This is a genomic window from Flavobacterium cryophilum (assembly GCF_048286555.1).
GTDB lineage: Bacteria > Bacteroidota > Bacteroidia > Flavobacteriales > Flavobacteriaceae > Flavobacterium.
Genome location: NZ_JBLVPZ010000010.1, coordinates 101,278 through 128,075, shown reverse-complemented (window position 1 = coordinate 128,075; position 26,798 = coordinate 101,278). Strand labels below are relative to the sequence as shown.

The window sequence follows — 26,798 nt, the reverse complement described above, 5'->3', positions numbered from 1 at the left end:
AAAAAAATTAGAAAAGCGAGGATGAATTCACCACTCAGCGTATTCAACAAATACTATTGGAATTCAAAAGCTCCTATATCTGGAGCACTTCCAAAAAACGGCAAGCCTACATCAACACCTGCATCTATTAAATCACTAGCTGAATTAAGTTTTAAAAAGCTGACATCCGGCAAACTTCCATCTTGTTTTCTTGGTGCCAATAATTGATCGTAATCAACACTCTTAAAATCATTAGCATCGGTTACAATGTAATTTTGCCAACTGTTGTTAGTAATATCCACTATAGTAGCACTCGTAGAGCCATATGCTCCTAATGAACAACTGTTTTTAATAGTAAGTTTTTCAAGTGGATTTGTACTACTAAAGGAGTAATTTTTAGCATTACTATACGCCGAGCAGTTGTATATTACTACATTCCCTCTATTGCTATTATGATCAAATCCGTCACTGCTATTGCCCGCTGCAATACAATTTTTATAAACTGCATTGTGTTTTAACAGCTTATCATCACTTCCTCCCGTTTTGAAACCGTTACCGTCTCCCGCACCCTTGGTTCCGTTCTTTAAGTAACCATTTTTTATAGCCCAACAATTTTGATATGTAGTCGTAATATTATCTGTTCCCCTGAGGTATCCGTCCCAACCATCATCTAAATTTTGCCAAGCTCTACAACCAATAAATTTATTTCCGGTACCGGCAGACAATTTACAGGCAAAACCATCCGCATTTTCAAGAGTAGCATCTGCATTGAAATAAGAGTCACAATTGAGAATCGTATTATTAGAAGCTCCAGAATCGATTTGCAAACCACTATCTGAACATTCAGAAAAAGTACAAAATTCGATAGTGTTATTATTCCCTTTAAGTTCTAAACCATTATCACCTGCTTTATAGATATCAACACCTTTAATATGCCAATAATTTCCCGTCAAAATGACCCCTTGATTTGAAGCGTTTTCGGTCATAGGCGAAAAATCAAGTTTCGGTCTATTCTGGTTGGCTTGGCCAATTAGTGTTATTAAATTATCGGAAGTACCGGAAGCATTCAAAGTAATTTTACTGTTCATAAAGTAAGTTCCTTCATTCAAAATAATAGTGGTCCCCGCTTGTGCTTTGGCTATTGCAGCTGTAAGTTCTGCAACGGTACTTACTGTATATTGATTTGCAGCTGTTACTGTAAAACTAGAAATTACAATACTTTTTGTAGCAACTACAACATTTTTATCAATCGCTGTAGCGGTAATAATTACAATACCGTTTTTTTTAGCGGTAATAAGACCATTTGAAGAAATTTCGGCAATGGTGGTGTCTGAAGATTTCCACGATATTCCTTTGGTGGCCGCATTTATTGGCAAAACTGAAGCCGCCATTTGACTAATACTTCCTGTTGTGATATCAGAACCAGTAACAGCAATCGAATCCACATAAATGATCGCATCCGTTTCAACCTGTCCTGAACAAGAAAGTAGATAAAAAAATAATATCGATATATATTTCATTTTACTTTTTTTAATTTTAATATTTAGTTCGCGAATACAACTAAACAAGAAGCATTGATTTTTTAGTTGAATAAAAAAATTAAGAGGTACACAAAAATCAAAAATGTATACCTCAATAAAAATTTTAGTAAACTGATCTGTAAGATATTATTACTTTCTCCAACGCGGATCTCCAACTTTATTATCAAGTAGCGTTTGATTTTTAATCGTAAAATCTCCCGTTAGTACATTTCCAAATTGCGGATCTAATGCAGTATAAGTTCCCGAATTATCGAATTTTATAGGAGTTGCAGCTGTGGTAAACAGCGCCGCTGAATTAAAATAATTGTTATTTAAAAAAGTAGGTGCTGCAGTAGCGGCTTGGTTCGAATAAATCGCTACTGTTTCAGCAAACAGCGTCTTACGCACCGTCAATACATTAGCATTAAAACGTACATAAAGAATCCTCTTTCCAGAAGAATTACATACACCATATAAAGTACAACTGTCCAATAAAACAGTAGTCGTTAAACCTGTGCCAGATAAGCCCGATGCAGCATCTATTCTAAAAAAATCTCTCGTGGCGGAACAATTATTGAAAGTACTGTTTTTAACGCTTATATCAGCAACATAAGTATTTCTAAAATCAATAAAATCACCTCCATTTGTAATAACATTTGTTACCACACAATTATCAACTATTACAGAGTTTACTTTAGCAGAAGAAGCATTACCCGCAATAAATGAACGGTCAAAATCATGAATAGTACAACCACTTACTAACAATGAAGTATAATTACCAGTTTGACTAAATCTTATAACATCGATTAGCGTTTTACCTCCATTTAAATCCAAGTCAATTAAATTAACTTCAGCAGCACCAGCATTAATGGAAAAACTAACTTTTAAAAGTGGTTTATCATAACTCCTTAACCCCCTGATAGTAATTGATTTATTTAACGATATTGTACCTGTTTGCGCAGAATAGTCACCCGGCTGTAAAACTAAAATATCCCCAGAATTTGCATCCGCTATTTTCTGAAATAAATCATCCGTTATTTTCACTAAAGTACCAGTACCTATGTCAATTCCTGTTGTAAAAGTTGCAAAACCTCTTTTTTTGGCGTTATTATACAATATAGCTGTATACGCTTTTTCCCCAGTTAAACCTGTTACTGTCGCAATTCCATTTGCTTTTTCTTCAGCAGTAATAGCATGTTTAATATCACCTGGATTGACAACAATTTGTGTTACGTTACTATTAGGAACCCATCGAAAAGTAGCCTGTTTAGCTTGAATATCGCCATCTACAGTAGCTAAGAAAAGTTGCTCAGAAAGAGTTGTTGCCGTAACTGTTGACCATTTGGAATCTTCCAATCCGGTTGTGCTTATTGCTTTAACTCTTATTGAATAAACTGTTTCACCTTCCAATGCAATTTGCAAAGGCAATTCAGTTCCGGCCACTTTAATCGTTTTAAAAATAGTGGTGAATTCAGTATCGTCTGCACTGACTTCCACTACATAATGATCCACATTATCCCTTACAGTCCAATTCAGTTCAACCGTTGTTTGATTTCTAACCTTTGCCGTAAGGCCTATTGGAGAAAACACTCTATTTACTTCTAATACCTCCAATATATCTTCATTATAACCTGTACAACTAGAGATCAAAACTGACAAAAGTAATGTGGCTAATAATCCTTTTATTATAAATATTTTTTTCATAATCGCAATTGATTTAATTATTTAAGTTATTAATAGCCGTAATCGTTAACTAGTTTTCCATTACTACCATCGATAAAAACTTGCCATATTGGCCAAAACTGTCTGTTATCTGGATTTACACTACTTTTATAAAGAGAATTTAATTTGGTTTCCTCTAATTTAGTCCAGCTAAATGCAGAATATTCGGCACCTGGATTTATAGATTCCCCACGATTTAATCCGTATATATCAAGAGATACATTATCCGCTTTAGTTTTGTAATATAACGTAGTTGGCACATTGGCATATTCTCCAGTGCGCAATTTTAACTTTAACATTTTAGCTTTGGCCTCATCTAAATTCGTTTTAAGTAAATTCCAACGAATCAGTGCTTGTTTCCGTTCCATTTCGCCTGTAAACTCAAATTTATGTTCTAAAACAATCGCTTTAAACATTGCTTCTTTGCTGGACAAAGCTGCTACATAATTATTAACTTGTTGCGCCTGTGCAGCCGCCGGGAATGCACGCTTGCGAATTTCTTTTAAATAAGGTGCCGCTACAGCAGGGCCTTCTAACTCATTGGCCGCTTCAGCAGCAATTAAAAGTACTTCGGCATAACGCATGTAGAGCTTGTTGATACCATCATCATTTGTTGAAGTGACAAAACGATTCATCCACTCGTAACGGTATTTTCCAAAGTACCAAGTATCTAATGCTCCTAATTCTTGTTTTGCAATACCATTTACAGGAGTACCATATTTATAAGGCACGCAAGTAACGTCTCTACGACTGTCAGATTCGTTATAATCATAAAACACATTGGGAAGAGGACCTGCCGCTCCACCACGTTTATTACCATTAGCATGAAACTGATCACTGCTTGTATGGTAAACTGCAAAAGTGAATAGCATTCTACCACGTCCGTCAGCAAAAGGAAGCTCCCATAGCGACTCTCCACCAGCAGAAATATCTTCTTGATTGTATTTTCTCCAAAATGTTTCAAATGAAGATTCTAAATGTGCTGTGCCACTATTAATAACAGAACGAGACTCATCAAGAGCAATTTTGTACATTTTTACAACAGAAAGATCAGGATCATTACTTCTTCTGATTCCATCAGGATATTGCTGAAAACCACTAGCAACCATTGCTAAACGAGCACGAAATCCTTTTACAAATGCCTTATTGATACGCTCAACACTTGTGGTATTAGCAGTTTCGTTAGGCCACGGAACCAGTTCCGAAGCTTCACTTAAATCTTGAATAAGTTGCTTGTAAATTTCATCACGACTCGATTTTGGCAAATACAAAGTTTCTGAATTGATTGGTTCAAAACGAGCTGGAACATCTCCCCACGTTTTTGTTAAGTCAGCGTAATATATAGCACGCAATGTTAAGGCTTCTCCTAATAAATGCCCCAGCTCAGTTCCAGGTTCTGGGTTCCCAAATTTACGTAAACCTCTGATGCAGATATTGGCACGCTCAATTCCAGAATACATCATTGCCCAGACATTATTTGTTGTATTCATTTGGGAATTGTTCGGTTTAGTATCGTAAACACACAAATCTGACTTATCATCTACCGTCTCCGAAGTGTTATACCACTCAGTATCTGTATTGAATCCATAAAAAGGAAGAAAACGACCTCTATATGAATTAGTTTCCGCGAAAGGTATTTTAATCCCATCTATAGCCCCTTTGGCTAAACCTGCTGTCGAAAAAATAACAGATTCATCTAAGGTTGATTTTGCCGGTGCCTCTAAGTAATCGTCTGCCAAATCTTGGCAAGAAGTAAAAAGACCCGCTATAATGATTACTGTAATTATTATTTTATGTTTCATCTTTGAATAATTATTAAATTAAAAATTTAGGTTTAAACCAAAAACTACTTGTCTGCTGCGTGGAAATGGTGAATAATCAACCCCTGGGGTCAACGGAGTATTTCTTCTTGTAGAAACTTCTGGGTCTAGACCTGAATAGTTTGTTAGAATAAAAACGTTATTCGCTGTTGCATAAAATCTAAATTTAGAAATACCTAATTTAGAAATTAATGACTCTGGCAATGTATATCCTAATGTAAGCGAGTTAAGCCTTAAAAAAGAGCCGTCTTCAACCGCCCAGTCACTAAAAACAAAATTTTTCATGTATGGTGACCACATTGTTGTATTAGCATTAAGTGCTGCCAATTCCCCTGGTTCAGTTACTAGTTGACCAACAGCGTCAAGATTTGTCCATCTATTACCATCTGCCATTTCTGTACTTAAATTCCTGTATTGTCCATTTGTATTTGATGTAGTAAACTCAATTTTATTGGCGTTATATACATCATTCCCAACGCTCCAGTTAAAGGCTGCTGAAAGATCAAATCCATGAGCATTTCCATTGATAACAAAACCTCCTGTATGTTTTGGATTAGCGTCACCGATAATGGAAAGATCGTTAGAATCTACCGTTCCATCCCCATTAACATCTTTTAATTTCATAGTTCCTGGTCTGACAGTCCCTACAACATTTGAGCTGTTTGCAACGTTTGCTTTCAAAGTATAAGCCCCACCAGCATAATCAAAATCCGACACCTCGTAACGACCATCGCTTTTGTAACCGTACATTAATCCAATAGGCTGTCCTACATTAACAACATAGTCATTACCAATTGCAGTAGATGCCCAGTTGGTATTTTGACCAAAATCTTTTAAAATACCTAATGAATTAATACGGTTTTTGTTTAGACCAATATTGAAAGAAAAGCTTAAACCATAATCTGCTTTATCTATAGCTACCACAGTTAAAGATGCTTCTACACCTGTATTTTGTGTTTCACCCATATTTCTATATTGGGAATCATACCCTGTTCCGGGAACAGGAAAACGCACTAACAAGTCTTTTGTGACATTTTTATACATTTCCAACGAACCACTTAGACGACCCTTGAATAATTCATAGTCAAACCCTACATTTTGAGTTACAGTTGTCTCCCATTTTAAGTCCGGATTGGCCAATGTTTTGGATGCAGACCAATAGTTAGTCGCTTCGTTTATCCATGCTGAACTTGATGATTGAAAGCTTTGAACTGTTTGCCCAGTAGGAATGTTATTATTTCCTGCCTGACCATAACTTAATCTGAATTTAAGTCCACTTATCCAAGAAACGTCTTTTAAAAAATCTTCTTCAGATAATTTCCAAGCTACTGCCGCTGCTGGGAAATATCCCCAACGATTGTTTCCTAAAAATTTACTTGATCCATCAGCACGATATGTGGCTGTGAATAGATAACGATTTTTAATATCATAATTTACACGTCCAAAAAAAGAAAGCAATTTATCGTCTGGACTGTAATTGTTATCCACTGCTTGAGGTATACCTTGTGAACTAAGATTTTTTGCGTTATTAAAATCAAAGAACTTTGGAAAACCGTGAATAGTGCTTTCGATTTCATTTGATTTATAATTGATCATTTCTTGACCCACCAGAACTTTTAAACGATGATTCTCTCCAAGAATATTTTTGAAATCATAATTTAAGGTATTCGCATTTCTAAAACGCATGTCATCACGATTACTAATAATAATCGCAGGGCTTCCTTGATTTTCAGCAGAAGGTATATTGCTTACATAATAGGTAGAGCGTCCATAAAAACGATAATCTTTGTAATTATAATTATCCAGACCAAAATCAGATTTAAATTTAAGATCTTTTAATATTTCCCAGGAAAAGCTACCTAACATATTAAAATTCTTTCTATTTTGTTTGCGGTCGTTATCCGCTACAGAAACAAAAGGACTTACCAAATAACTCGAAAGAGCTTCATCTGTGTTATCAGTCGTTAAACCCGGAAGTGGTATTGGTGAATATCCAACACTGTGTCTTAGACGAGCATCCGCAGACGACACTTCATTTTGCTCATTTGTACCACCACCATTTACTTCTGTATCAGAATAACGCATGGTAAACGAAAGGTCAATTTTATCACTGGCTTTGTTTTTCAAACTAAAAGACAAATTATTCCTCCTAAAATCTGAACCGACCATAATGGCTTTTTCATCATAATGAGCATAATTAAAACTATAACTTAATTTATCAGACCCGCCACGAATTCCTAAATCCCGACTTCTTACTTCACCCATTCGCCCATAAATTTGTTTTTGCCAATTAGTACCTTTCACACCAGCGTACTGATCATAATCTTGCCATTTACCAAAGTATTTTTCATAGGAGTTCAAGTCATTTCTAAGTAAAGCATATTCGTATTGCCACTTTACAAAATCTTCCGGTTGCAGCACATCAATTGTATTTGCAATTTTTTTAAATCCAAAAAAGGAATTAAAACTTACAGCCATTTTACCATCTTTGCCCGATTTAGTAGTTATGATAATAACACCATTTGCCCCTCTAGAGCCATAAATCGCAGTAGATGATGCATCTTTTAACACTGTAATATTTTCAACATCTGAAGGAGAAACATCACTCATACTATTAACAGGAAATCCATCTACTATTATTAATGGAGAACTATCCTGAGTCAAAGAGCCTCCTCCTCGAATTCTAATTTTAATTTCTGAATCTGGAGAACCTTCTGAAGATGTCACTTGCACCCCAGCTAAACGCCCTGTTAAAGTTTCGGCCACGCTTGCAATGGATAGTTTTTTCAAATCTTCACCAGAAATAGAGGCCACTGATCCCGTCAAATCCGCCTTACGTGACGTCCCGTACCCTATTACAACAATTTCATCTAATTGCGAAGCTGAATCTTTTAAAACAACACTTAAGGACTTCTTTTGCCCTACTATTTGAGTTAAGGTCTCATATCCTACATAAGAAAAAACCAGTATACTGTTTGACCTAGAGACACCTAGAGTGAATTTTCCATCAAAATCGGTAACAGTAGAGTTTTGAGTGCCTTTCTCTAAAATGTTTACTCCAGGAATTGGCATGTTGTTTGCGTCTGTGACCACACCGCCAATAGTCACCTTATTTTGAGCCCTCAATTCATTGCTCATAAACAAACTCAAGAAGAGGATAAAGGCATAAAAATACTTCATACCATTTTTAAAAAAATGTTTGGTTTTCATAAATTTAATATTGGATTGGTTAATAGTTAGTTTATTAGTTAGTTATTTGGGCTTTGCATAAGCGTTCCATTAATATAAGTATCAATTAATTTAAGACCCACTAGGTTCTCAATAGAATATGCTTCGTCTACTCGGTCAATCCTTACGTTTTTTAAAGTAACATTTTTGATGGGTGATTCTTTGTAGCCTTTGGCCAAAATACCATACTTCCCGCCATCTTTAACCGTTATATTTTCCAGATAAATATTTTGTATTTGGGGAATAAATGTCCCTGGTTTTGCACCATAGACTTCATAAAACATATTCAATTTCAAAACGGCCTCTTTGACCTGACCAATTTCTAAATTCCTTACATACACATTCTCGATGAGTCCCCCTCTATTGGAGTTTGTTTTGATTCGGATGGCTCTTTCCAGATTAGGGCTGTCCATAATACAATTCTCAACAAAAACATTTCGTACCCCTCCAGAAATTTCACTGCCAATAACAACTCCTCCATGACCATCAATCATTTTGCAGTTTTGAACAACAATATTTTCGCTTTTCATTGCTACACGCCTTCCATCCGCATCTCTGCCTGATTTTATAGCAATACAGTCATCTCCGGTATTGAATGTGCAGTTTTTTATAATTACATTTCTGGAATATTCAGGATCACAACCATCATTATTAGGCCCGTGGCTTTCAACTGTAATCCCATCAATAATTACATTAGACGACTTGGTAGGATGAACAACCCAAAAAGGGGAATTCACAATTTTTACGTCCTTTAGAAGAACATTTTTACAATCAAAAAACTCTACAAAATTAGGTCTTAAGTAATGCCCCTCTCCAAAAATTCGTTCCGAAACAGGAACTCCCTCTTCAGCCATCGCTATCAATCTCACTCTATTAAGAGGCTCTCCCTGACTTGGCATTCCTTCTTTCCAGCCGTATCTTTTACTTCCACACCACCACCACCATTTTTCGCTATTTGCTTGCCCATTTAATATTCCGTTTCCGGTTACAGCCACATTCGTTTTTTGGTAAGCATATATTAATGGCGAATAATTCATCAATTCCGTTCCTTCCCATGAGGTATGAACAATCGGATAATCAGCGGTATTCGTACTGAATAAAATTTCAGCTCCTTCTTCTAAATGAAGATTTACATTATTTTCCAGATGTATAGGACCTGTAAGATATTTTCCGGATGGAACCAAAACTTTCCCTCCCCCATTTTTAGTACAATTTTGTATTGCTTTTTTAAATGCCTGAGTATTGTCGAAAACACCGCCAGACTGAGCACCAAAATCAGTAACTACATATGTTTTATCATTAAAAGATGGCGCCTTTACACTATCAATTATGTGTTGCATTGTTTTCCATGGATCATTATTTACCAGCTTTTTGTGTTGTTTTACACCGCAGGAAATAAAAAACATTGAAAACAGCATAAGTGAAAGCAGGTTCCTCATTAAAATATATTTTTTCATCATTTTATATTATTTAAAATCTTTAATTAAAATTATTTATTTTTTGTATCCAAATAAAACTATGCAATCGATTACGCAAACATAGAATTAAATTTCAATATTACCAATCAATAAGCAGTAAAAAAATAATTAATATAATAAAATCCATATAATAAAACAGTAAACACTAAATAAACTATTAAAAAATGAATTATTATCATTACAATCAAAATAAATAACGCTCTAATACATGCTACAATAAATACTCTGCAATCGATAACATTAATTAGTAATAGATCGAAAAAAAGTAGTATTTTTATCCAAAATAAAATACAGAATCTCGCTAATGAATAAAAAAACAACCATTTACGATATTGCCAAAGAACTCAATATATCTGCGGCCACTGTTTCAAGAGCTTTAAACAACAATCCCAAAATAAGTGAAAGTACTATTAAACTTGTTATGGAAACTGCGGCTAAAACGAATTACAAACAAAATAGGTTAGCCTTGGCACTTCGAAGCGGAAGAAGCGGAAATATCGGTGTTATCGTTCCTCGTATTAATACTAATTTTTTCGGATCAGCCATTCGTGGGATTGAAGAAGAATTACATCCAAATAAGTATAATGTAATTATTTGCCAAACACATGAAGATGAGAATAGAGAAATTGAGAATATCAATACACTTCTTGATGCACAAGTTGATGGTATTATAATATCAATAACCAATGAATCTAAGAAAAATGAAAAAATTATTCATCGTGTACTCGAAAAAAATGTTCCTTTAATCTTTTTTGATAGAAAAAAAAATATTGATGGCGTGAGCTCTATTACTATAGATGACTTCAGAGCAGGCTACTTAGCAACTAAGCATCTTATTGACGAAGGCTGTAAAAAAATAGCCCATTTATGTGGAGATCAATCTTTAGAAATATATGAAAATCGATTCAAAGGATACAAAAAGGCTTTAATAGATAACGGAATAGCTTTTGATGAAAATTATGTTATTCGGTCAAAGAGTAGTATTGAAGACGGTATTTTAGTAACAAATAAATTACTGCAATTAAAAAACCCACCCGATGCGATATTTTCTGCTAGTGATTTTGCTGCATTAGGCGCTATACAGGAACTTAAAGAACAAGGAATTCGAATTCCCGAAGACTTTTGCGTTGTAGGATTTGGGAATGAACCTTTTACAAAGTTTATGGAACTTTCAATTTCTACTGTTGATCAATCTCCTCTTGAAATGGGAAAAATGGCAGCTAGAGTATTTTTGGAACAAATTAACAATACTAAAGATTTTAAGATGGAAAAAAAGATTGTTTTGAATCCTATATTACATATTAGAAAATCATCCTCAAGATTGAAAATACAATAAAAAAAAAGTGTGAAATAAATTTCACACTTTTTTAATAAAAACTAAACTCAAACTTATAATGAAACGCCTCTTTTCCAAGGAATAAAATCATTCTGATTTAAAATTGCAGCTTTGGTTTTAATTTCCCCACTGGCAACATTTATAATAAACTCCAGCATTTCATCCGCCATTTCATCAATTGTTTTTTCACCGGTTATAATTCCACCAGTATCAATATCAATAATATCTGACATTTTTATGGCCAATTCAGAGTTAGAGGAAACTTTCACTACCGGAGCAATTGGGTTTCCTGTTGGAGTTCCCAAACCGGTGGTAAACAAAACCATATTGGCTCCAGAACCCACCATTGCAGTCGTACATTCTACATCATTTCCTGGCGTACAAAGTAAGTTTAAACCTGGTTTTGAAATATATTCTCCATAATCAGAAACGCCTACAATTGGAGAAGTTCCTCCTTTTTTTGCAGCTCCTGCTGATTTCATGGCATCCGTAATCAATCCGTCTTTAATGTTTCCTGGTGAAGGGTTCATGTCAAATCCAGATCCTGCATCCACAACCGTTTTTTCATACCATTTCATCAATTCTAAAAAGCGTACTCCAGCTTCGTCTTCAACACAACGGTTTACTAATTCCTGCTCCACACCACATAATTCCGGAAACTCCGAAAGAATGGTTGTTGCACCAAGTGCTGTAAGCAAATCCGAAGTTACTCCTAAGGTTGGATTAGCCGAGATTCCGGAGAACCCGTCTGAACCGCCGCATTCCAAACCAATCGTCAATTTAGACAATGGTGCTGGGGTTCTTTCTATTTTATTTGCTTCTTTAATGGCTACAAAAGTATCTTTTACCACACTGCTCAACATGGCCTCAATGGTACCAATTTGCTGTTGATCATAAATCAAAACAGGCTTAGTACTCGTTGGATTAATTTCATGTAAAGCATCTTTGAATATTTGGATTTGCAAGTTTTGACATCCCAAACTTAAAACCGTTGCTCCAGCCACATTGGGATTATTTACATAACCTGCCAAAAGTTTCGCCAAACTGTGTGAATCTTGACGAATTCCGCCACATCCGCCTTGATGCGTGATGAATTTTACTTCAATATTGTTGAATAAATCAGCTTCCGCCGATTTTCCTGCAGCTTCAGCAGAACCATTTTCAGAACTTACTAACGAACGAAGTAACAATTGATAATCGTTTTCTTTCGGCTTCATTAATTCTTTTTCGAAAATGTCTTTTAAGATTTCGATATTTCTGTTTTCACAAAAAACCAACGGGAAAAATAACCATACATTTTCAGTACCTACCTGTCCGTCTTCCCTGTGATATCCATTGAAAGTTCGGTCTTTCCATTTGTCAACATTTGGAACTGTCCAACCAATCGTTTCGGTTTTCCCAGATACTTTGGCGCTTTCGTGTTTTACATTAGCAGTAGAAAGAAGTCCGCCTTTTGCAATTTTGGCACTTGCCTTACCTACCAAAACGCCATACATAATAATTTTTTCTCCTACTTCAAAAGGATACATTGCAATCTTATGTTTCATTTTCACATCGGTCTCGATCGTGATATTTTCACCTTCAAAGTTGATAACTTCACCAGCTACTAGATTTACTAATGCTACGGCGACATTGTCTGAAGGATTTACTTTTATTATTTTTTTTTGCATGATTATAATTATATAATGATTGACTTATTTTCAAATTGTTTACTAAAAGTGGCAAACCCTCTTTCAATACCATTTGCTTCAATTTCGTTCAAAGCCAATACCAAAGCTTCTGATAATCCTTTAACTGTAGTTAAATCTTCACCCCAGAATTCGTTATTTGCTAAAATTTTAGTTACAACCAAATCTAAAGTTCCTAATTGCCAAGCATTTTTAAATGCTTCAACTATCTCTGAAGAATCTTTTACAGGTAATGCTTCGTTATTCCAAGTTCCTTTGTAGAATTGGATTAAACAAGCTAATGAAAAAGTCAAATTAGTTGGCAATTTTTTATTCGCATTATAATATCCTAATAAACTAGGTAAAACTCTTACTTTGAATTTTGAGATAGAATTTAAGGCGATATCAGCCAATGCGTGTTTGATAAATGGATTTTTAAATCGGTCCATTACCTCTTCGGTATAGGCAAGGATTTCATTTTTGTCCATATCAAGGGTTTCACTAATTTCACCAATAACGCCGTTTACGAATTTCCCCGTAAAATCTCCGTTAACGGTTTCCATAACTAATTTGTTACCGTGCAAAAGTGAAAAAGGGACCATTGCAGTATGCGCACCATTTAAAATACGAACTTTTATCATTTTAAAAGGTCGTATATCGTCAACAATCTTCACATTCAAATTCGTTTTATGAAAAGGTAGCTTTTGTTTTAAAGCATCACCGCCTTCGATAGCCCAAAGGAAAAATGGTTCAGCAGCAACAATTAAATTGTCTTGATAATCTAATTTGTTATTGTATTCTTCAATTTCGGCTCCTGGATATCCAGGTACAATTCTGTCCACCAAAGTACTATGATAGGTACAAGAATCTGATGCCCAAGTTTTGAATGCATCTTCTAACTTCCATAAATCACAATATTGCAAAATATACTTTTTTAAAGTCTCCGAGTTATAATCAATCAATTCACATGGAATGATAGTCAATCCTTTAGAAGCATCTCCATTGCAATGTTTGAATCTTTCATATAATAAAACAGTCAACTTTGCAGGAAAGGAAACTGGTGGTTGCATATCTGGAGTATCACTTTCAATAAATTCAATTCCAGCTTCAGTGGTGTTTGAAACGATAAATTGAAGTTCTTCTTCTCTGGCTAACGCTAGATAATCTGCAAAATCATTATAAGGATTTATAGCTTTTACAATATTATCAATTAACTCAATATCCTGTATTTTCTCCCCTTTCTTAATTCCATTCATAAACAATGTGTAAAGACCATCTTGATCGTTAATCGTGTTTATCATACCCTCTTTCAATGGCTGAACTATTGCTATACCAGCATTGAAATCAACTTCTTTATTTAGTTTTTGAAAAGCGTAATCTACAAATGCTCTCAAGAAATTACCTTCTCCAAATTGAATTACTTTAATTGGTTGTAATTTTTCTAATCCTGTATTAATTCTGTTTAATTTTTTCATTTTTTATATCTTTAATAAGGCAAAATCTTATTTTTTAACAGTAAAACGTTTAATTTATTTAAGCCGGAAATGCGCTTAATTAAGGCTACAATAAACGACTTATCTTCGTTGCGATTCAACATTTCAGTCCATTAGAGGAATTAGGAATGATTCTTTAAAACGCATTTCTTTAAGTCGCTTATTGTATTCTTATTTTATAATGTTAAATTGAATTTTCTTAAACGCCACTGAAAATCGTGAATCCTCCGTCAACAGTAATTTTTGATCCTGTAACAAATTTTGAGGCATCACATAACAACCAAACTAAGGCTCCTGCGAGTTCCTTCGGATTTCCAAAACGTTTAAATGGTGTGTTTTGAAGTACCAAATTCCCTCTATCCGTTAAGCTCCCATCGGCGTTCGTCAGTAACGTTCTGTTTTGTTCCGTAAGGAAAAACCCTGGCGCAATAGAATTCATGCGTATTGCATCGCCATATCGCTTGGCTAATTCCACCGCAAACCATTGCGTGTAAGAATCTATGGAAGATTTGGCCAGGCTGTAGCCCAATACTTTGGTAACCGCTAATTGTGACACTACCGATGAAATATTTACGATACTTCCTGAGCCTGCATTTTTTATAGCTTCCCCAAAAACTTGTGTTGGTAAAATAGTGCCAACCAGGTTTAATCGCATTACATCTTCCAATGCAGTAACATTCAACTTGAAAATATCCTGTTCCGCCTGTACAACTGCTTCCGGAAGGTTTCCTCCGGCTGCATTGACCAAACCATCAATTTTTCCAAATTCAGCAAGCATTTTTTCTCTTGCAGCTAAGAGTTGTAATTCATCAGTCACATCGGCAATCAGAGCAATGGCTCGTCCACCTTTGGCAATTACATTTTGAACTCTTTCATTGGCTATTTTCTCATTTCTGCCCAAAATACCAACTGCCCCTCCTGCTTGAATAATACCATTTATAAAGGCTTCACCGAGTATTCCGGTTCCGCCGGTTATCACTATTACTTTCCCTTTTAATGAAAAATTATTTTCCATCGATTTTTGTTTTTTAGCTTCTAATTTCTTTAATTGTGGCTAAAGTTGCTCTGACAGTTGCCTCTAAAGCTGCGAAATCCTGACTTTTTAAAACTTCATTTGAAATAAGCTGTGAACCAATGCCGACACAAGTCACACCGGCGTCAAACCAACTTTTTAGATTGTCTCTATCGGTTGAAACACCTCCCGTTGGCATAATACTCGTCCATGGACAAGGGCCTTTGATTCCTTTGACAAATTGTGGTCCGTAAACATCTCCCGGAAATAATTTTACTATTTCACAACCCAATTCTTCGGCGCGTGCAATTTCGGTAAGTGAAGCGCAACCTGGTGACCACAATACTTTTCGACGGTTACAAACGATTGCAATATCTTCTCTCAAAACCGGAGTTACTATAAAATTCGCTCCTAATTGCATATACAATGAAGCTGCCGCAGCATCCGTTATTGAACCAACTCCCAAGATCATTCCCGGTAATTCAGCTAATGCGAATTTATTTAATGCACCAAAAACTTCAAAGGCAAAATCACCTCTACTGGTGAATTCCATCAAACGTGCTCCACCGTCATAACAGGCTTTGATCACTTTTTTTCCCAGTTCAACATCGGTATGGAAAAACAAGGGAACCATTCCTGTTTCCGCCATTACATTTGCTACTTCTAATCTTGAATATTTTGCCATACTTCTGTTTTTATCTTGAAACTAATCCGGCGCCATCACCGTCTAGCATATTTTCAACTTCTTTTAAGGTCACTAAATTATAATCACCTGCAATGGTATGTTTTAAACAACAGGCCGCAACTGCAAAATCTAACGCTCTTTGATTGTTATTTTTAAATTGTAACAAACCATAAATCAATCCGCCCATAAAAGCATCACCGCTTCCTACGCGGTCTACTACAGGAGTTACTTCTTTTAAAGCAGCATCATAAATGCTTTTCCCATCAAATAAAATACCTCCAATTCGTTGGTGCGATGCACTCACAGAATAGCGTAATGTAGTAGCTACTATTTTTAAGTTTGGACATAATTCAAATAACTGACTATACAAAGCAGGTAGTGCTTTTGTGTCCTGATAATTAGGATTCACTTTAGGGATTGCTAACATAAAATAAGCGGTATCAATATCTCCTAGAATTACGTTGCTATAGTGTAATATTTCAGGCATAACCTCGCTCGGAGTTTTGCCATATTGCCACAATTTTGACCTGTAATTCAAATCGCATGAGATTGTTAAACCTAATTTATGCGCCACTTTTACGGCTTCTAAACAGGCTTCGGCAGCGCTCTCAGAAATCGCTGGTGTAATCCCGCTCCAATGAAACCAGGTAGCACCTTCCAGTACTTTTTCCCAATCAACTGCTCCTTTTTCAATGGTTGCCATCGAACTATGCGCACGGTCATACACTACGTTGCTGCCGCGTGTTCCAGCACCCGTTTCAAGATAATAAATCCCTAAACGATCGCCTCCAAAAATTACATTTTTGGATTCAACATTCATTTTTCGCATTTCTTTTAGCGCACAAATACCAATTTCGTTATTAGGAATTCGCGTTACAAATTCTGCATTTCCACCATAATTGGCCAAAGAAACGGCCACATTAAATTCACCTCCACCATAGGAAGCTGTAAATGCTTTTGCTTGCTCAAAACGCAAATGCCTTTCTGTTGAAAGTCGCAACATTATTTCGCCAAAAGTGACTACTTTATTCATTTTATACTTGAATTAAATGTTCTCTATTTTATAAAATCTTCTCTCATAGGGCTAAAAACGTCGATCAGAATTCCTTCTTCCAAACAAACAACTCCATGTATTTTATTGGAAGGTATATAAAAGGAATCTCCTTTTTTTAGTATTCTAGTTTCCTCTTCAATAGTCACTTCAAATGTACCAGCGGCAATGTGGGTAACTTGTGAATGTTGGTGATTATGCAAAGGGCCAATTGCTCCCTTCTCAAACTTCACATTGACCATCATAACCCGATCATCAAATCCCACAATTTGACGTTGCACACCTTCCCCCACAACTTCCCATTGGTTTTCTTCTTCTTTAAAAAAGCGCGTATTATTTGCCAATACCGTCATACTATCCGAATCTGATTATTAAAATTTAAAATATTCTTTGGCATTATTATAACTAATGTCCGAAACCATTTTACCAATCCATTCCATATCATTTGGAAGTTCGCCTCTTTTAATTTCATCCCCTAAAAGATTACAAAGAACACGTCTGAAATATTCGTGTCTTGGAAATGACAAAAAGCTTCTGGAATCGGTTAACATTCCTATAAAACAACTAATCAATCCCATATTAGAAAGGGCATTCAATTGTTTTGTCATTCCGTCTTTTTGGTCTAAAAACCACCATCCGGATCCAAATTGTACTTTCCCCTTTATACTTCCATCATTAAAATTTCCAATCATGGTTGCCATAACTTCATTATCCGCAGGATTAAGATTGTAAATAATGGTTTTTGTCAATTTGTCTTTACTGTCTAAAGCATTTAAAAAACGAGATAATTTTTGAGCCTGCGGAAAATCTCCAATGGAATCCCATCCGGTATCAGGGCCTAAAATTCGGTGCATGCGTTCATTATTATTTCGTAGTGCTCCCAAGTGAAATTGCTGTACCCAACCGTATTGGTGATAGGTTTCAGATAAAAACAATAAAATCGCTGTTTGAAATTTTAATGCTTCTTCATTACTGATTTCCTTGCTCTCTCTTTTCTTTTTGAAAATTGCATTCACTTCACTTTCAGTAAAATTTTCGAAATAAATTTGGTCTAAACCATGATCACAAAGTTTGCAACCATTTTTATCAAAAAAGTCAATTCTGTTGGTAAGCGCAAAACACAAATCAGAATAAGAACTAATCGAAATTCCTGCAACTTCACCCAAAGTATCAAGGTAAGAATTGTATCCGTCATTTAAAATTAGAATGGCTTTATCTGGTCTGAAGGCAGTACTAACCTTAGTTCCAAAGGGATTCTTGGCTAATTGTTGATGGTATTCTAAAGTATCAATTGGATCTTCGGTGGTACATACAAATTCCGCATTTACTTTTCGAAGTAAATTTTGAGTGCTGTATTCTGCCAAATTTATTTTGGAGGAAGCTTCAAGATATATTTTCTCTGCGGATTTCTCATTCAATAAATCATGAATATCAAAATAACGTGCCAGTTCTAAATGTGTCCAATGATACAAAGGGTTACGCATGGTATACGGAACCGTTTTTGCCCAATTCATGAATTTATCTTTATCCGAACCGTTCCCCGTAATAAATTGCTCGTTGATACCTAACGTACGCATCGCACGCCACTTGTAATGATCGCCATTGATCCAAACCTGAGTGATATTGTCGAAAATTTTATCTTCAGAAATAAACTGTGGAGACAAGTGGTTGTGATAATCTATTATAGGCTGTTTTTTAGAATAATTATGATATAATTCTTCCGCAAATTTATTTTCTAATAAAAAGTTGTCGTTTATAAATGGTGTACTCATTATAAATTTCTTAAATATTAATTTTCATTTGATGGTTTTCCAATGGTAGCCAATATTCCACCATCGACATATACAATTTGTCCGTTTACAAAATCACTTGCTTTCGAAGCTAAAAAGACTGCGGTTCCTGCTAAATCTTCTGGATTTCCCCAACGTGCAGCCGGAGTTCTGTTGATTATAAATTCATTAAACGGATGCCCATCCACGCGAATAGGTTCTGTTTGTGTTGTTGCAAAATAGCCCGGACCAATTCCGTTGACTTGAATATTGTATTTTGCCCATTCAGTAGCCAGATTTCGGGTCAGCATTTTCAAACCTCCTTTTGCAGCAGCATAAGCCGAAACACTGTTTCGTCCTAATTCACTCATCATGGAACAGATATTTATTATTTTACCTTCTTGCCTTTCAATCATTTGCTTAGCAACCAATTGTGACATAATAAAGGGTCCTACTAAATCTACATCAATCACTTTTCTAAAATCAGAAACCTGCATTGTGATGGCCAATTCTCTTTTTATAATTCCGGCGTTGTTCACTAAAATATCAATATCGCCTAATTCTTTCGTCATTAGTGCTATGTTGTCTGCCGCCGCTTTTTCATCGGTAACATCAAATAAATAGCCGGAAACTATATATCCTTTGCCCGAATAATACGCGAGCGCTTCTTCCATTTTAGAGGGTGTTGTACCTGTTATTACAAGTTCAGCACCTGCAATTGCCAAACCTTCCGCCATTGCCAAACCTAAACCATGAGTTCCTCCGGTTATCAGTGCTCTTTTTCCTTTTAAATCAAATAAATTCATAGTTTCTTATCTTAATTCATTTGGAGCAACGATATCCATGTCGCCATAATCTAAATTCTCTCCGGCCATTCCCCATATAAAAGAATAGTTTGACGTTCCTGCACCGGAATGTATAGACCATTCAGGAGACAAAACGGCTTGGTGATTTTGCATGAAAATATGTCTGGTATTTTGAGGTTCTCCCATAAAATGACAAATCGTTTGCGGTGCTTCTATATCAAAATAGAAATAGGCTTCCATACGGCGGTTGTGCGTGTGGGCTGGCATAGTGTTCCAAACATTTCCGGGTAATAATTCCGTTAGTCCCATTTGCAATTGACAAGTTTCAACAATGCTGTTGACGATGAGTTTGTTTAAAATTCGTTTATTGGCCGTTTTCGCATCGCCCAATTGAATGACTTCCGCCTCTTCTTTGCCCACCTTTTTGTTTGGAAATTTCTGATGTGCCGGCGCCGAATTAATATAAAATAACGCTTGTTCTCCGTTTGAACTAGAAAAAACAACTTCCTTACATCCTTGACCTACATAAAGCGCTTCTTTTTTTTGCAATTCGTATGGCACGCCGTCAACTGTAACGGTTCCGCTACCTCCAACGTTTATGATTCCCAATTCTCGTCTGTCCAGAAAATTTTCCGATTTCAAATACGGAATGGTTTCTAGTTTTAATTCTTTGTCAACTGGCATTATTCCTCCTACAATATATCTGTCGTACATTGAATAGGTCAGTTGTATTTCATTTTCAACGAAAAGATTTTCAATTAAAAAATTTTCTCTCAATTCGTTAGTATTATATTTTTTTACGTCTGTAGGATTCGAGGCGTATCTAAATGAAAAATTTGTCATGTTGTTATATTTAATGTAATCGATTACACAAAGATACTTTATATTCTTTTAAGTACTATTTTTTAATATCTAAAAGGCTGTTAATTTAATTTATTATTAAATTCTTATTTACAAATCGGTTATAGGACTGTATTTCGGCACTAAAGTTTTCATGACCGACCAACCGGTCAAGTAACAAATTGCACAAATGGAGAAAATGATAAAGTAACCAGCTTCAATCCCTTGAAAGCCCATGAAAGCCATATTGGTTTCTTTACTATAATCAAATAACACCCCAGAACCTTTATTGATAATGGTAGACCCAATACCGCCAGCCAAACCACCAATACCTGTGATGGTAGCAATTGCCTTTTTAGGAAACATATCTCCAACTGTTGTAAAGATATTTGCCGACCAAGATTGGTGAGCCGCTCCGGAAATACCAATTATTATTACGGGTAGCCAATAGCTAATATGCCCCAAAGGCTGTGCTACCAAAGCTAATAATGGGAAAAAAGCAAAAATCAGCATGGCTCTCATTCGTCCTTCATAAGGATTCATTCCTTTCTTTTCAACAAAATAAGTGGGCAACCAACCTCCAATAATAGAAAGCAAGGTAATCATGTATAAAACAAATAACGGCAGGGCTGCTTCGGTTGAATCCATACCGTAAACCGAGCTTAAATACGCAGGAGTCCAAAACAAAAAGAACCACCACACACCATCTGTCATAAACTTACCAAAAGCAAAAGCCCACGTTTGCTTGTACTTAAAACAATCCATTAAAGTTACCTTGGTAGTTGTTTCTGGTACATATCCTGCGAGTTTACTATCGGCAATATCGTCTTGCTGGATATATTCTAATTCAGCAGGACTTACTTTTAGATGCTTTTCCGGTTTATCATACATAAAAACCCAAAAACCCATCCAAATAAAACCTAAAGCTCCTATAATTATAAAAGCCATTTCCCAACCAAAAGCTTTTGCAATGAAGGGAATTGATATTGGAGCAGCCAATGCTCCCACAGTGGCACCTGCATTAAAGATACTTGTAGAGAACGCTCGATCTTTTTTAGGAAAATATTCCGCAGTTGTTTTAATAGCTGCAGGGAAATTTCCGGCCTCACCCACGGCCAAAACAAAACGTGCAAAAATAAATAAAGTTACACTTACATTAATAATCAACCCTGTATCATTCACTTTAGTCAGTGCTTCTTTAGCTCCTTCAAAACCAACAAACCAATCCCCAGTTATAATCCCTGCTGTTGCAATACCACAAAACGCATGCAAACAAGCACCAAAAGACCAAATTCCAATAGCCCAAAGAAATCCCTTTTTAGTATCTAACCAATCCACGAATCTTCCTGCAAACAATAACGAGACTGCATAAAAAATAGAGAATAAAGCCGTAATATTTCCATAATCATTGTTGGCCCAATGGAATTCCGGCGCAATAAAATCACTCCAGGTCAATGAAAGCACTTGCCTGTCCAAGTAGTTAATTGTTGTTGCAAAAAAAAGTAAGCCACAAATTGACCAGCGGTAATTTCCAATAGATTTACTAGTCTGCTTCATAATTTGTTTAAGTATAAAAAAGTTAAATTTTTAGATGTAAAAAACACCTGCTTATCGACTAAAAAAGTTTATTGAAAACATTTATCACTTTCAAGATAAAAGCTAACTAGCTCGTTTTTTTATTCAAAAAAGTTTTTCGTTTGAACAATTAAATCAATTTTTAATAAATGTAATCGATTACACAAATATACTTTTTAATATTCATTATCCAAATAGATTAAATATTATTTTAAATTAATAACTTAAATAAATACATAAAATAAAAAAAACAATTTTAAATTACATATTACACAAAATAGATGTTAAAATTAAGAAGATACTAAGTACAACTTTGAGGAATACATAAAGTGGAGATGTCAACTTCGCAAGCACAGAAAGTTACCAAATAATCTTAATTTTAACCTATGAAACAAGAGCGATCGATGATTTATCGTCTCATAAAATGAACAATTATTCCGGATGGAAAAAACAAATAATCACCGCAAGAAAGCAACTAAAAATTGCCATAAAAAAACAGATAACATTGATTTATTTTGAAAGCAAGCAGCGCTATGGAAGTCTTAGAATAACATTATAACTTCATAGTTTTGGTCATAAAATCTCAAGACCCGAGAGCTTTGCTCGAAGAGGCGAAGCAATTACTGTAGCAAAATATATGAAACAGTTAGGCTTACGAAGTAAATTAAGCAAGAAATTCAAAGTGATACCAACTCAAATCATAATTATTTAAACGTTGAAAATATATTAAACAGAGGATTTATTGTAAAAATGCCTTCAAAAGCTTGGGTTTCTGATATCACCTTTATCCAAACCAAAGGAGGGATTTGTATAATTGACAACTATTATGGATTTTATTCGACCGAAAAATTATAACTTGGAATTTGAGCGAAGCCAACTATGCTTAGAGCTTGGAAAATGGCGATTAAAAGCCGAAATAATGAGGAAGGTTTGATTTTTCATTCAGGCGGAGGTGTTCAATATACAAGCAAAAAGATTGTAAATGTTCTTGATTCCTATAAAAAAATAACCCGCAGTATGAGCCGCAAAGGAAATTGTTGCGACAACGAGGCAGCTGAAAGCTTTTTTAAATCCTTGAAAACTGAATTGATTTATGGAAACAAACTGATTTCGAAAGAACAAATGCAATTAGAAATCTTTGAATACATTGAAATTTGGTCCAACAGAAAAAGAAGACCTCTACTTTGATTTATGCAACTATTGACGAATTTAACAATTAAATACAAAAATGGAGCTTAACTAAATGTGCAGTTTTTATTTGCATATTTCACGATCCTATTACTAAATAAAAAAAGAAATAGAATTAGTATCAATAATTCTATTTCTTTTTTTTAAACAATTTTAATTAAGTCAGTTTTTAAAATATTCTTTTATTGATTACGACATAAAAAAACTGTTTAAAGAGATTTTTTGGAAATTTATTTTCCTAGTTTTGTATCATCACTTCCCAATCTCAATCTCATTTTTTATCATGATTTTTAGAAGATGAGGAATCAGGTTTCTTTTCCGCCATTTTTTTTGTATCTGATTTAGCAGATGCATTTGGACCAGTTGCTTTTTTATCTTCCATTTTTGAAGATTGTTTACCATCTTTAGCTTTGTCATCATTGGAATTTGAAGATTTCATAATAAAAATTTTTAGATTAATAATAGTAAATTTAAAACATAAATGCATAACAAACAATGAGTTATGAAAAATATTATATATTTTTAACATATTAAATATCGTTTATTTCCCAGAAATAAAAGTTAATAATACTTAACTTACTCTTGTCTCAGAAATTAATTTTAAAAAAACTTTTTTTGAGTACTATTCTGATTTTACAAAATAAGTAGGTACAAAATTTTAGTGTTTTGGTACTTTTTTAGTCACAATTTTATTAAAATCCAACAGTTTTCGATTGATAATCTTATTTTTTTGGTTACAATTTATCTTAAGGGTTCCAAATAACTTCATTAATTATAACCCGTTAAGTGTAATTCAATTTGTTTACTTTTTACCACATAGAATTATAAATTTTAAAATTATGGAAGGCGTTTCACTTATTTACAGAAAAAAAATAGCTTTATGAACTCAAGGTTTGGATCCGACTTTTTTTTCTTTGTTTCTATGTGGTTCAATTTTTTTATTTAAGATTACCTGAAATTTTTATTAATTAAACCCAACAGGTTAATTACAATATTGGAAGCATTTTTATTTCTATTAAAAAAAGCTTTAGATGTAGCAAACTTACCATTTTTTTTAAAGTATCAATCCAACGCTTTAATTCCATTTCTCTAAATCATTTTAAGTAGTGTAATAAATAATTTAAGTAGGAACAAGACTGTGAATGATGTAATTTATTTATTAAATTTTATAACACTCTAATTGTCAGTTATTAATATCTTTACTTAATGTAAAAACTCATTAAAATAAATTCAAATGAAAACGTCTAATCATACATCCGAATTCGAAAATGGCACTGTAACTTCTGGAACTAATCTTTCATATTGGTTTTCATCGAAAATTGAATCGCTAGCATTTGAGAAATTAAACCAAAATGTTGATACAGATATTTTAGTTATAGGAGGCGGTATTGCGGGACTTACTACTGCTTATTGTCTCGCAAAGTCAGGCCGTACAGTAATTTTGGTGGAAGATGGATATATAGGAAGCGGTGAAACTGGTAGGACTACCGCTCATCTTACTTGTGCGCTTGACGATAGGTATTTTGAATTGGAAAAAAAATTCGACGAACAAGCTGCAAAACTAATAGCTAATAGTCATATGGCTGCAATTGATTGGATAGCCAATACTGTAGAACATCATAATATCGATTGTCATTTTAAAAGAGTGGATGGCTATTTGTTTTTAAGTTCATCTGACACAGTAGAAACTTTGGAAAAAGAATACGAAGCTACAAAACGTGTAGGCCTTATCACAGAGATGTTGCGTTATATACCTTCGGTAGCTTCGGAGGACAGCAATTTATGTCTTAAGTTTTCAAATCAAGCACAATTCCACATACTGCTTTATATGAAAGGATTGGCAGAGGCTTTGATAACGCTAGGAGGAAAAATATATACACAAACAAAAGCCGAAAATATAACTACTCAGGGCGCTACTGCAAACGGTTTTAAAGTAAAAGCAAATCACATTGTAGTTGCAACCAACACCCCGATTAATGATTGGGTAACGATGCATACTAAGCAATGGCCGTATCGGTCCTATGTTATAGGTGTCAAAATTCTTAAAGGAAAACTCCCTTACGCATTATGGTGGGACACTGGCGATATGAATTCAAAATGGATCGTGAAGCCGTATCATTATGTCCGTCTAGAAGAATATGATGAACAGTATGACTTGTTGATTGCGGGTGGTGAAGACCATCGCACAGGGCAGGCAGATGACGAAAATATTAACGAAGAAGACCGCTATGTAAAATTGGAAAAATGGACAAAAAAACATTTCCCAGCAACTGGAGCTATTGAATTCAAATGGTCAGGTCAGGTGATGGAACCTCTTGATTCCTTGGCATACATTGGCAAAAATCCTGGGGAAGATAACATTTACATTATCACAGGCGATTCCGGTAACGGTATGACACATGGAACACTTGGGGGAATGATTATTAACGATATAATTACCGGAAAAGAGAATCCTTGGATTAAAATATACAGCCCCTCTCGCATTAGTTTAAAAAACACTGGTGATTACCTGCACGAGGTTGGAAACATGGTAGTTCAATATGCTGACTGGGTTGTTCCGGAAGATTTAAAAGAGGTAAGCGATTTAAAACCAGGCGAAGGTGGAATCATTTCAGTAGGCTTAAAGAAAATAACAGCCTATCGTGATGAACAAAATAATCTTCACACCTGTTCTGCGGTTTGCCCTCACTTGGGTGCGATACTGCAATGGAATGCCGATGAAAAAACATTCGATTGTCCGATGCACGGCTCCCGTTTTACAAAATTGGGTAGTGTGATAAATGGACCTGCATCATCAGATTTAAAAAAAATTATGCTCAATGAGTCTAAAGTCTAAAAATTAAGATCTGAGATGTTCAGTTTAAAAGTAGGCGAATTTATTGTAGACATTACGGAGATATATAAAGAGGTAAAATATCTGAACTATTTCAATTCTTTCGGGTCAAACAATTTGAATAGTATAATAACACTGAATTTAAAGTTTGAAAATTAATTGCAAAATTAACAGTAAATAAAAATTATTCTTAACCATTAAAAAACAATTAAAATGAATCAGGAAAAATCAATTGACGTGTTAAATACACTCATCGAAATTAACAATGACAGAATCGAAGGGTACGAAACTGCTTCAGAAGAGACTGAAGAGTCAGATTTGAAAATGTTATTCTCCGAATTAATGAAAACCAGTCAAAAATGTAAAATGGAACTCGTCAGCGAGGTTCAAAAATTGGGAGGAGAACCAATTGAACGAACCAGAACAACTGGTAAATTCTTTAGAGTTTGGATGGATGTTAAAGCCGCTTTAACCGGTAAAAATCGTAAAGCAATACTCAATTCGTGTGAGTATGGTGAAGATGTAGCAGTGGATACCTATGCTAAAGCACTAAAAGATGATGTTGAAGATTTAAGTTACGAACAACGTGAAATGCTAGAATCACATTACACAGCAATAAAAGCGGACCATGACAAAGTAAAAAATTTACGAGATATGGCGTCGTAGCATTATAAAAATTTTAAAACAAGCATAAATAATGGAAAGAAAAAACTTTATTTTACCCCTCTATTTATGCTTATTTTTATAATTAACTGTATCATTTGACAGTCAGGGAATCTTTAAAACTACATATTCT

At 34.8% G+C, this 26,798-nt stretch carries 21 protein-coding genes; 5 read left to right on the top strand and 16 right to left on the bottom strand.

What is annotated here, in order from left to right:
• Positions 1-53 precede the first annotated feature (53 nt).
• From ACNQGJ_RS14125 to ACNQGJ_RS14105, 5 genes are all read right to left on the bottom strand, one after another.
• Positions 54-1,499, bottom strand: coding sequence for a right-handed parallel beta-helix repeat-containing protein (locus ACNQGJ_RS14125; protein ID WP_417973917.1), 1,446 nt, complete (start codon positions 1,497-1,499; stop codon positions 54-56).
• A gap of 150 nt (positions 1,500-1,649) precedes the next feature.
• Positions 1,650-3,203 (bottom strand): DUF4957 domain-containing protein, encoded by a 1,554-nt coding sequence (locus tag ACNQGJ_RS14120; protein ID WP_417973919.1) that lies wholly within the window; start codon positions 3,201-3,203, stop codon positions 1,650-1,652.
• Between the two features lie 29 nt (positions 3,204-3,232).
• On the bottom strand, positions 3,233-5,023 hold the full coding sequence (locus tag ACNQGJ_RS14115; RefSeq protein WP_417973921.1) for a RagB/SusD family nutrient uptake outer membrane protein: 1,791 nt from the start codon (positions 5,021-5,023) through the stop codon (positions 3,233-3,235).
• Between the two features lie 18 nt (positions 5,024-5,041).
• Positions 5,042-8,251 (bottom strand): SusC/RagA family TonB-linked outer membrane protein, encoded by a 3,210-nt coding sequence (locus ACNQGJ_RS14110; protein WP_417973923.1) that lies wholly within the window; start codon positions 8,249-8,251, stop codon positions 5,042-5,044.
• A 38-nt stretch (positions 8,252-8,289) separates the two neighbouring features.
• On the bottom strand, positions 8,290-9,726 hold the full coding sequence (locus ACNQGJ_RS14105; protein WP_417980379.1) for a glycoside hydrolase family 28 protein: 1,437 nt from the start codon (positions 9,724-9,726) through the stop codon (positions 8,290-8,292).
• A 325-nt stretch (positions 9,727-10,051) separates the two neighbouring features.
• On the opposite strand from ACNQGJ_RS14105, the gene ACNQGJ_RS14100 reads away from it, so the two are divergent.
• Positions 10,052-11,083 (top strand): LacI family DNA-binding transcriptional regulator, encoded by a 1,032-nt coding sequence (locus ACNQGJ_RS14100; RefSeq protein ID WP_417973927.1) that lies wholly within the window; start codon positions 10,052-10,054, stop codon positions 11,081-11,083.
• Positions 11,084-11,136: 53 nt separating this feature from the next.
• Here the strand turns inward: ACNQGJ_RS14100 and ACNQGJ_RS14095 are convergent, their stop codons facing one another.
• The 10 genes from ACNQGJ_RS14095 to ACNQGJ_RS14050 all read right to left on the bottom strand — a co-directional run bounded on the left by ACNQGJ_RS14095 (position 11,137) and on the right by ACNQGJ_RS14050 (position 21,963).
• The gene (locus tag ACNQGJ_RS14095; RefSeq protein ID WP_417973929.1) at positions 11,137-12,753 is read right to left on the bottom strand and encodes a UxaA family hydrolase; all 1,617 of its coding nucleotides are present in this window, start codon (positions 12,751-12,753) and stop codon (positions 11,137-11,139) included.
• Positions 12,754-12,761: 8 nt separating this feature from the next.
• Positions 12,762-14,225, bottom strand: a complete 1,464-nt coding sequence (locus ACNQGJ_RS14090; protein WP_417973931.1) for a tagaturonate reductase — start codon at positions 14,223-14,225, stop codon at positions 12,762-12,764.
• A 217-nt stretch (positions 14,226-14,442) separates the two neighbouring features.
• On the bottom strand, positions 14,443-15,258 hold the full coding sequence (locus ACNQGJ_RS14085; protein WP_417973933.1) for an SDR family oxidoreductase: 816 nt from the start codon (positions 15,256-15,258) through the stop codon (positions 14,443-14,445).
• Positions 15,259-15,271: 13 nt separating this feature from the next.
• A complete protein-coding gene (locus tag ACNQGJ_RS14080; protein WP_417973935.1) occupies positions 15,272-15,940 on the bottom strand; it encodes a bifunctional 4-hydroxy-2-oxoglutarate aldolase/2-dehydro-3-deoxy-phosphogluconate aldolase in 669 nt (222 codons plus the stop codon).
• A gap of 10 nt (positions 15,941-15,950) precedes the next feature.
• Complete coding sequence (locus tag ACNQGJ_RS14075) at positions 15,951-16,973, bottom strand: PfkB family carbohydrate kinase (RefSeq protein WP_417973937.1); 1,023 nt, start codon at positions 16,971-16,973, stop codon at positions 15,951-15,953.
• A gap of 23 nt (positions 16,974-16,996) precedes the next feature.
• Positions 16,997-17,344, bottom strand: coding sequence for a cupin domain-containing protein (locus tag ACNQGJ_RS14070; protein ID WP_417973939.1), 348 nt, complete (start codon positions 17,342-17,344; stop codon positions 16,997-16,999).
• Positions 17,345-17,362: 18 nt separating this feature from the next.
• The gene (uxaC, locus tag ACNQGJ_RS14065) at positions 17,363-18,763 is read right to left on the bottom strand and encodes a glucuronate isomerase (protein ID WP_417973941.1); all 1,401 of its coding nucleotides are present in this window, start codon (positions 18,761-18,763) and stop codon (positions 17,363-17,365) included.
• A 17-nt stretch (positions 18,764-18,780) separates the two neighbouring features.
• Positions 18,781-19,566, bottom strand: a complete 786-nt coding sequence (locus ACNQGJ_RS14060; RefSeq protein ID WP_417973943.1) for a gluconate 5-dehydrogenase — start codon at positions 19,564-19,566, stop codon at positions 18,781-18,783.
• Between the two features lie 6 nt (positions 19,567-19,572).
• On the bottom strand, positions 19,573-20,409 hold the full coding sequence (gene kduI, locus ACNQGJ_RS14055; protein WP_417973945.1) for a 5-dehydro-4-deoxy-D-glucuronate isomerase: 837 nt from the start codon (positions 20,407-20,409) through the stop codon (positions 19,573-19,575).
• Between the two features lie 108 nt (positions 20,410-20,517).
• The gene (locus tag ACNQGJ_RS14050) at positions 20,518-21,963 is read right to left on the bottom strand and encodes an MFS transporter (protein WP_417973947.1); all 1,446 of its coding nucleotides are present in this window, start codon (positions 21,961-21,963) and stop codon (positions 20,518-20,520) included.
• Between the two features lie 442 nt (positions 21,964-22,405).
• Here ACNQGJ_RS14050 and ACNQGJ_RS14045 point away from each other — a divergent pair, with 442 nt between their 5' ends.
• Together ACNQGJ_RS14045 and ACNQGJ_RS14040 are read left to right on the top strand one after the other, a co-directional pair.
• Complete coding sequence (locus tag ACNQGJ_RS14045; protein ID WP_417973949.1) at positions 22,406-22,540, top strand: hypothetical protein; 135 nt, start codon at positions 22,406-22,408, stop codon at positions 22,538-22,540.
• A gap of 320 nt (positions 22,541-22,860) precedes the next feature.
• Positions 22,861-23,169, top strand: coding sequence for a transposase (locus ACNQGJ_RS14040; RefSeq protein ID WP_417973950.1), 309 nt, complete (start codon positions 22,861-22,863; stop codon positions 23,167-23,169).
• Positions 23,170-23,440: 271 nt separating this feature from the next.
• Here ACNQGJ_RS14040 and ACNQGJ_RS14035 read toward each other — a convergent pair whose 3' ends face one another.
• Complete coding sequence (locus tag ACNQGJ_RS14035; protein WP_417973952.1) at positions 23,441-23,608, bottom strand: hypothetical protein; 168 nt, start codon at positions 23,606-23,608, stop codon at positions 23,441-23,443.
• Between the two features lie 795 nt (positions 23,609-24,403).
• Here ACNQGJ_RS14035 and ACNQGJ_RS14030 point away from each other — a divergent pair.
• Both ACNQGJ_RS14030 and ACNQGJ_RS14025 read left to right on the top strand, forming a co-directional pair.
• Entirely contained in the window at positions 24,404-26,005 is a 1,602-nt protein-coding gene (locus ACNQGJ_RS14030) for an FAD-dependent oxidoreductase (RefSeq protein ID WP_417973954.1), read from the top strand.
• A 210-nt stretch (positions 26,006-26,215) separates the two neighbouring features.
• The gene (locus ACNQGJ_RS14025) at positions 26,216-26,668 is read left to right on the top strand and encodes a PA2169 family four-helix-bundle protein (protein ID WP_417973956.1); all 453 of its coding nucleotides are present in this window, start codon (positions 26,216-26,218) and stop codon (positions 26,666-26,668) included.
• Positions 26,669-26,798 lie beyond the last annotated feature (130 nt).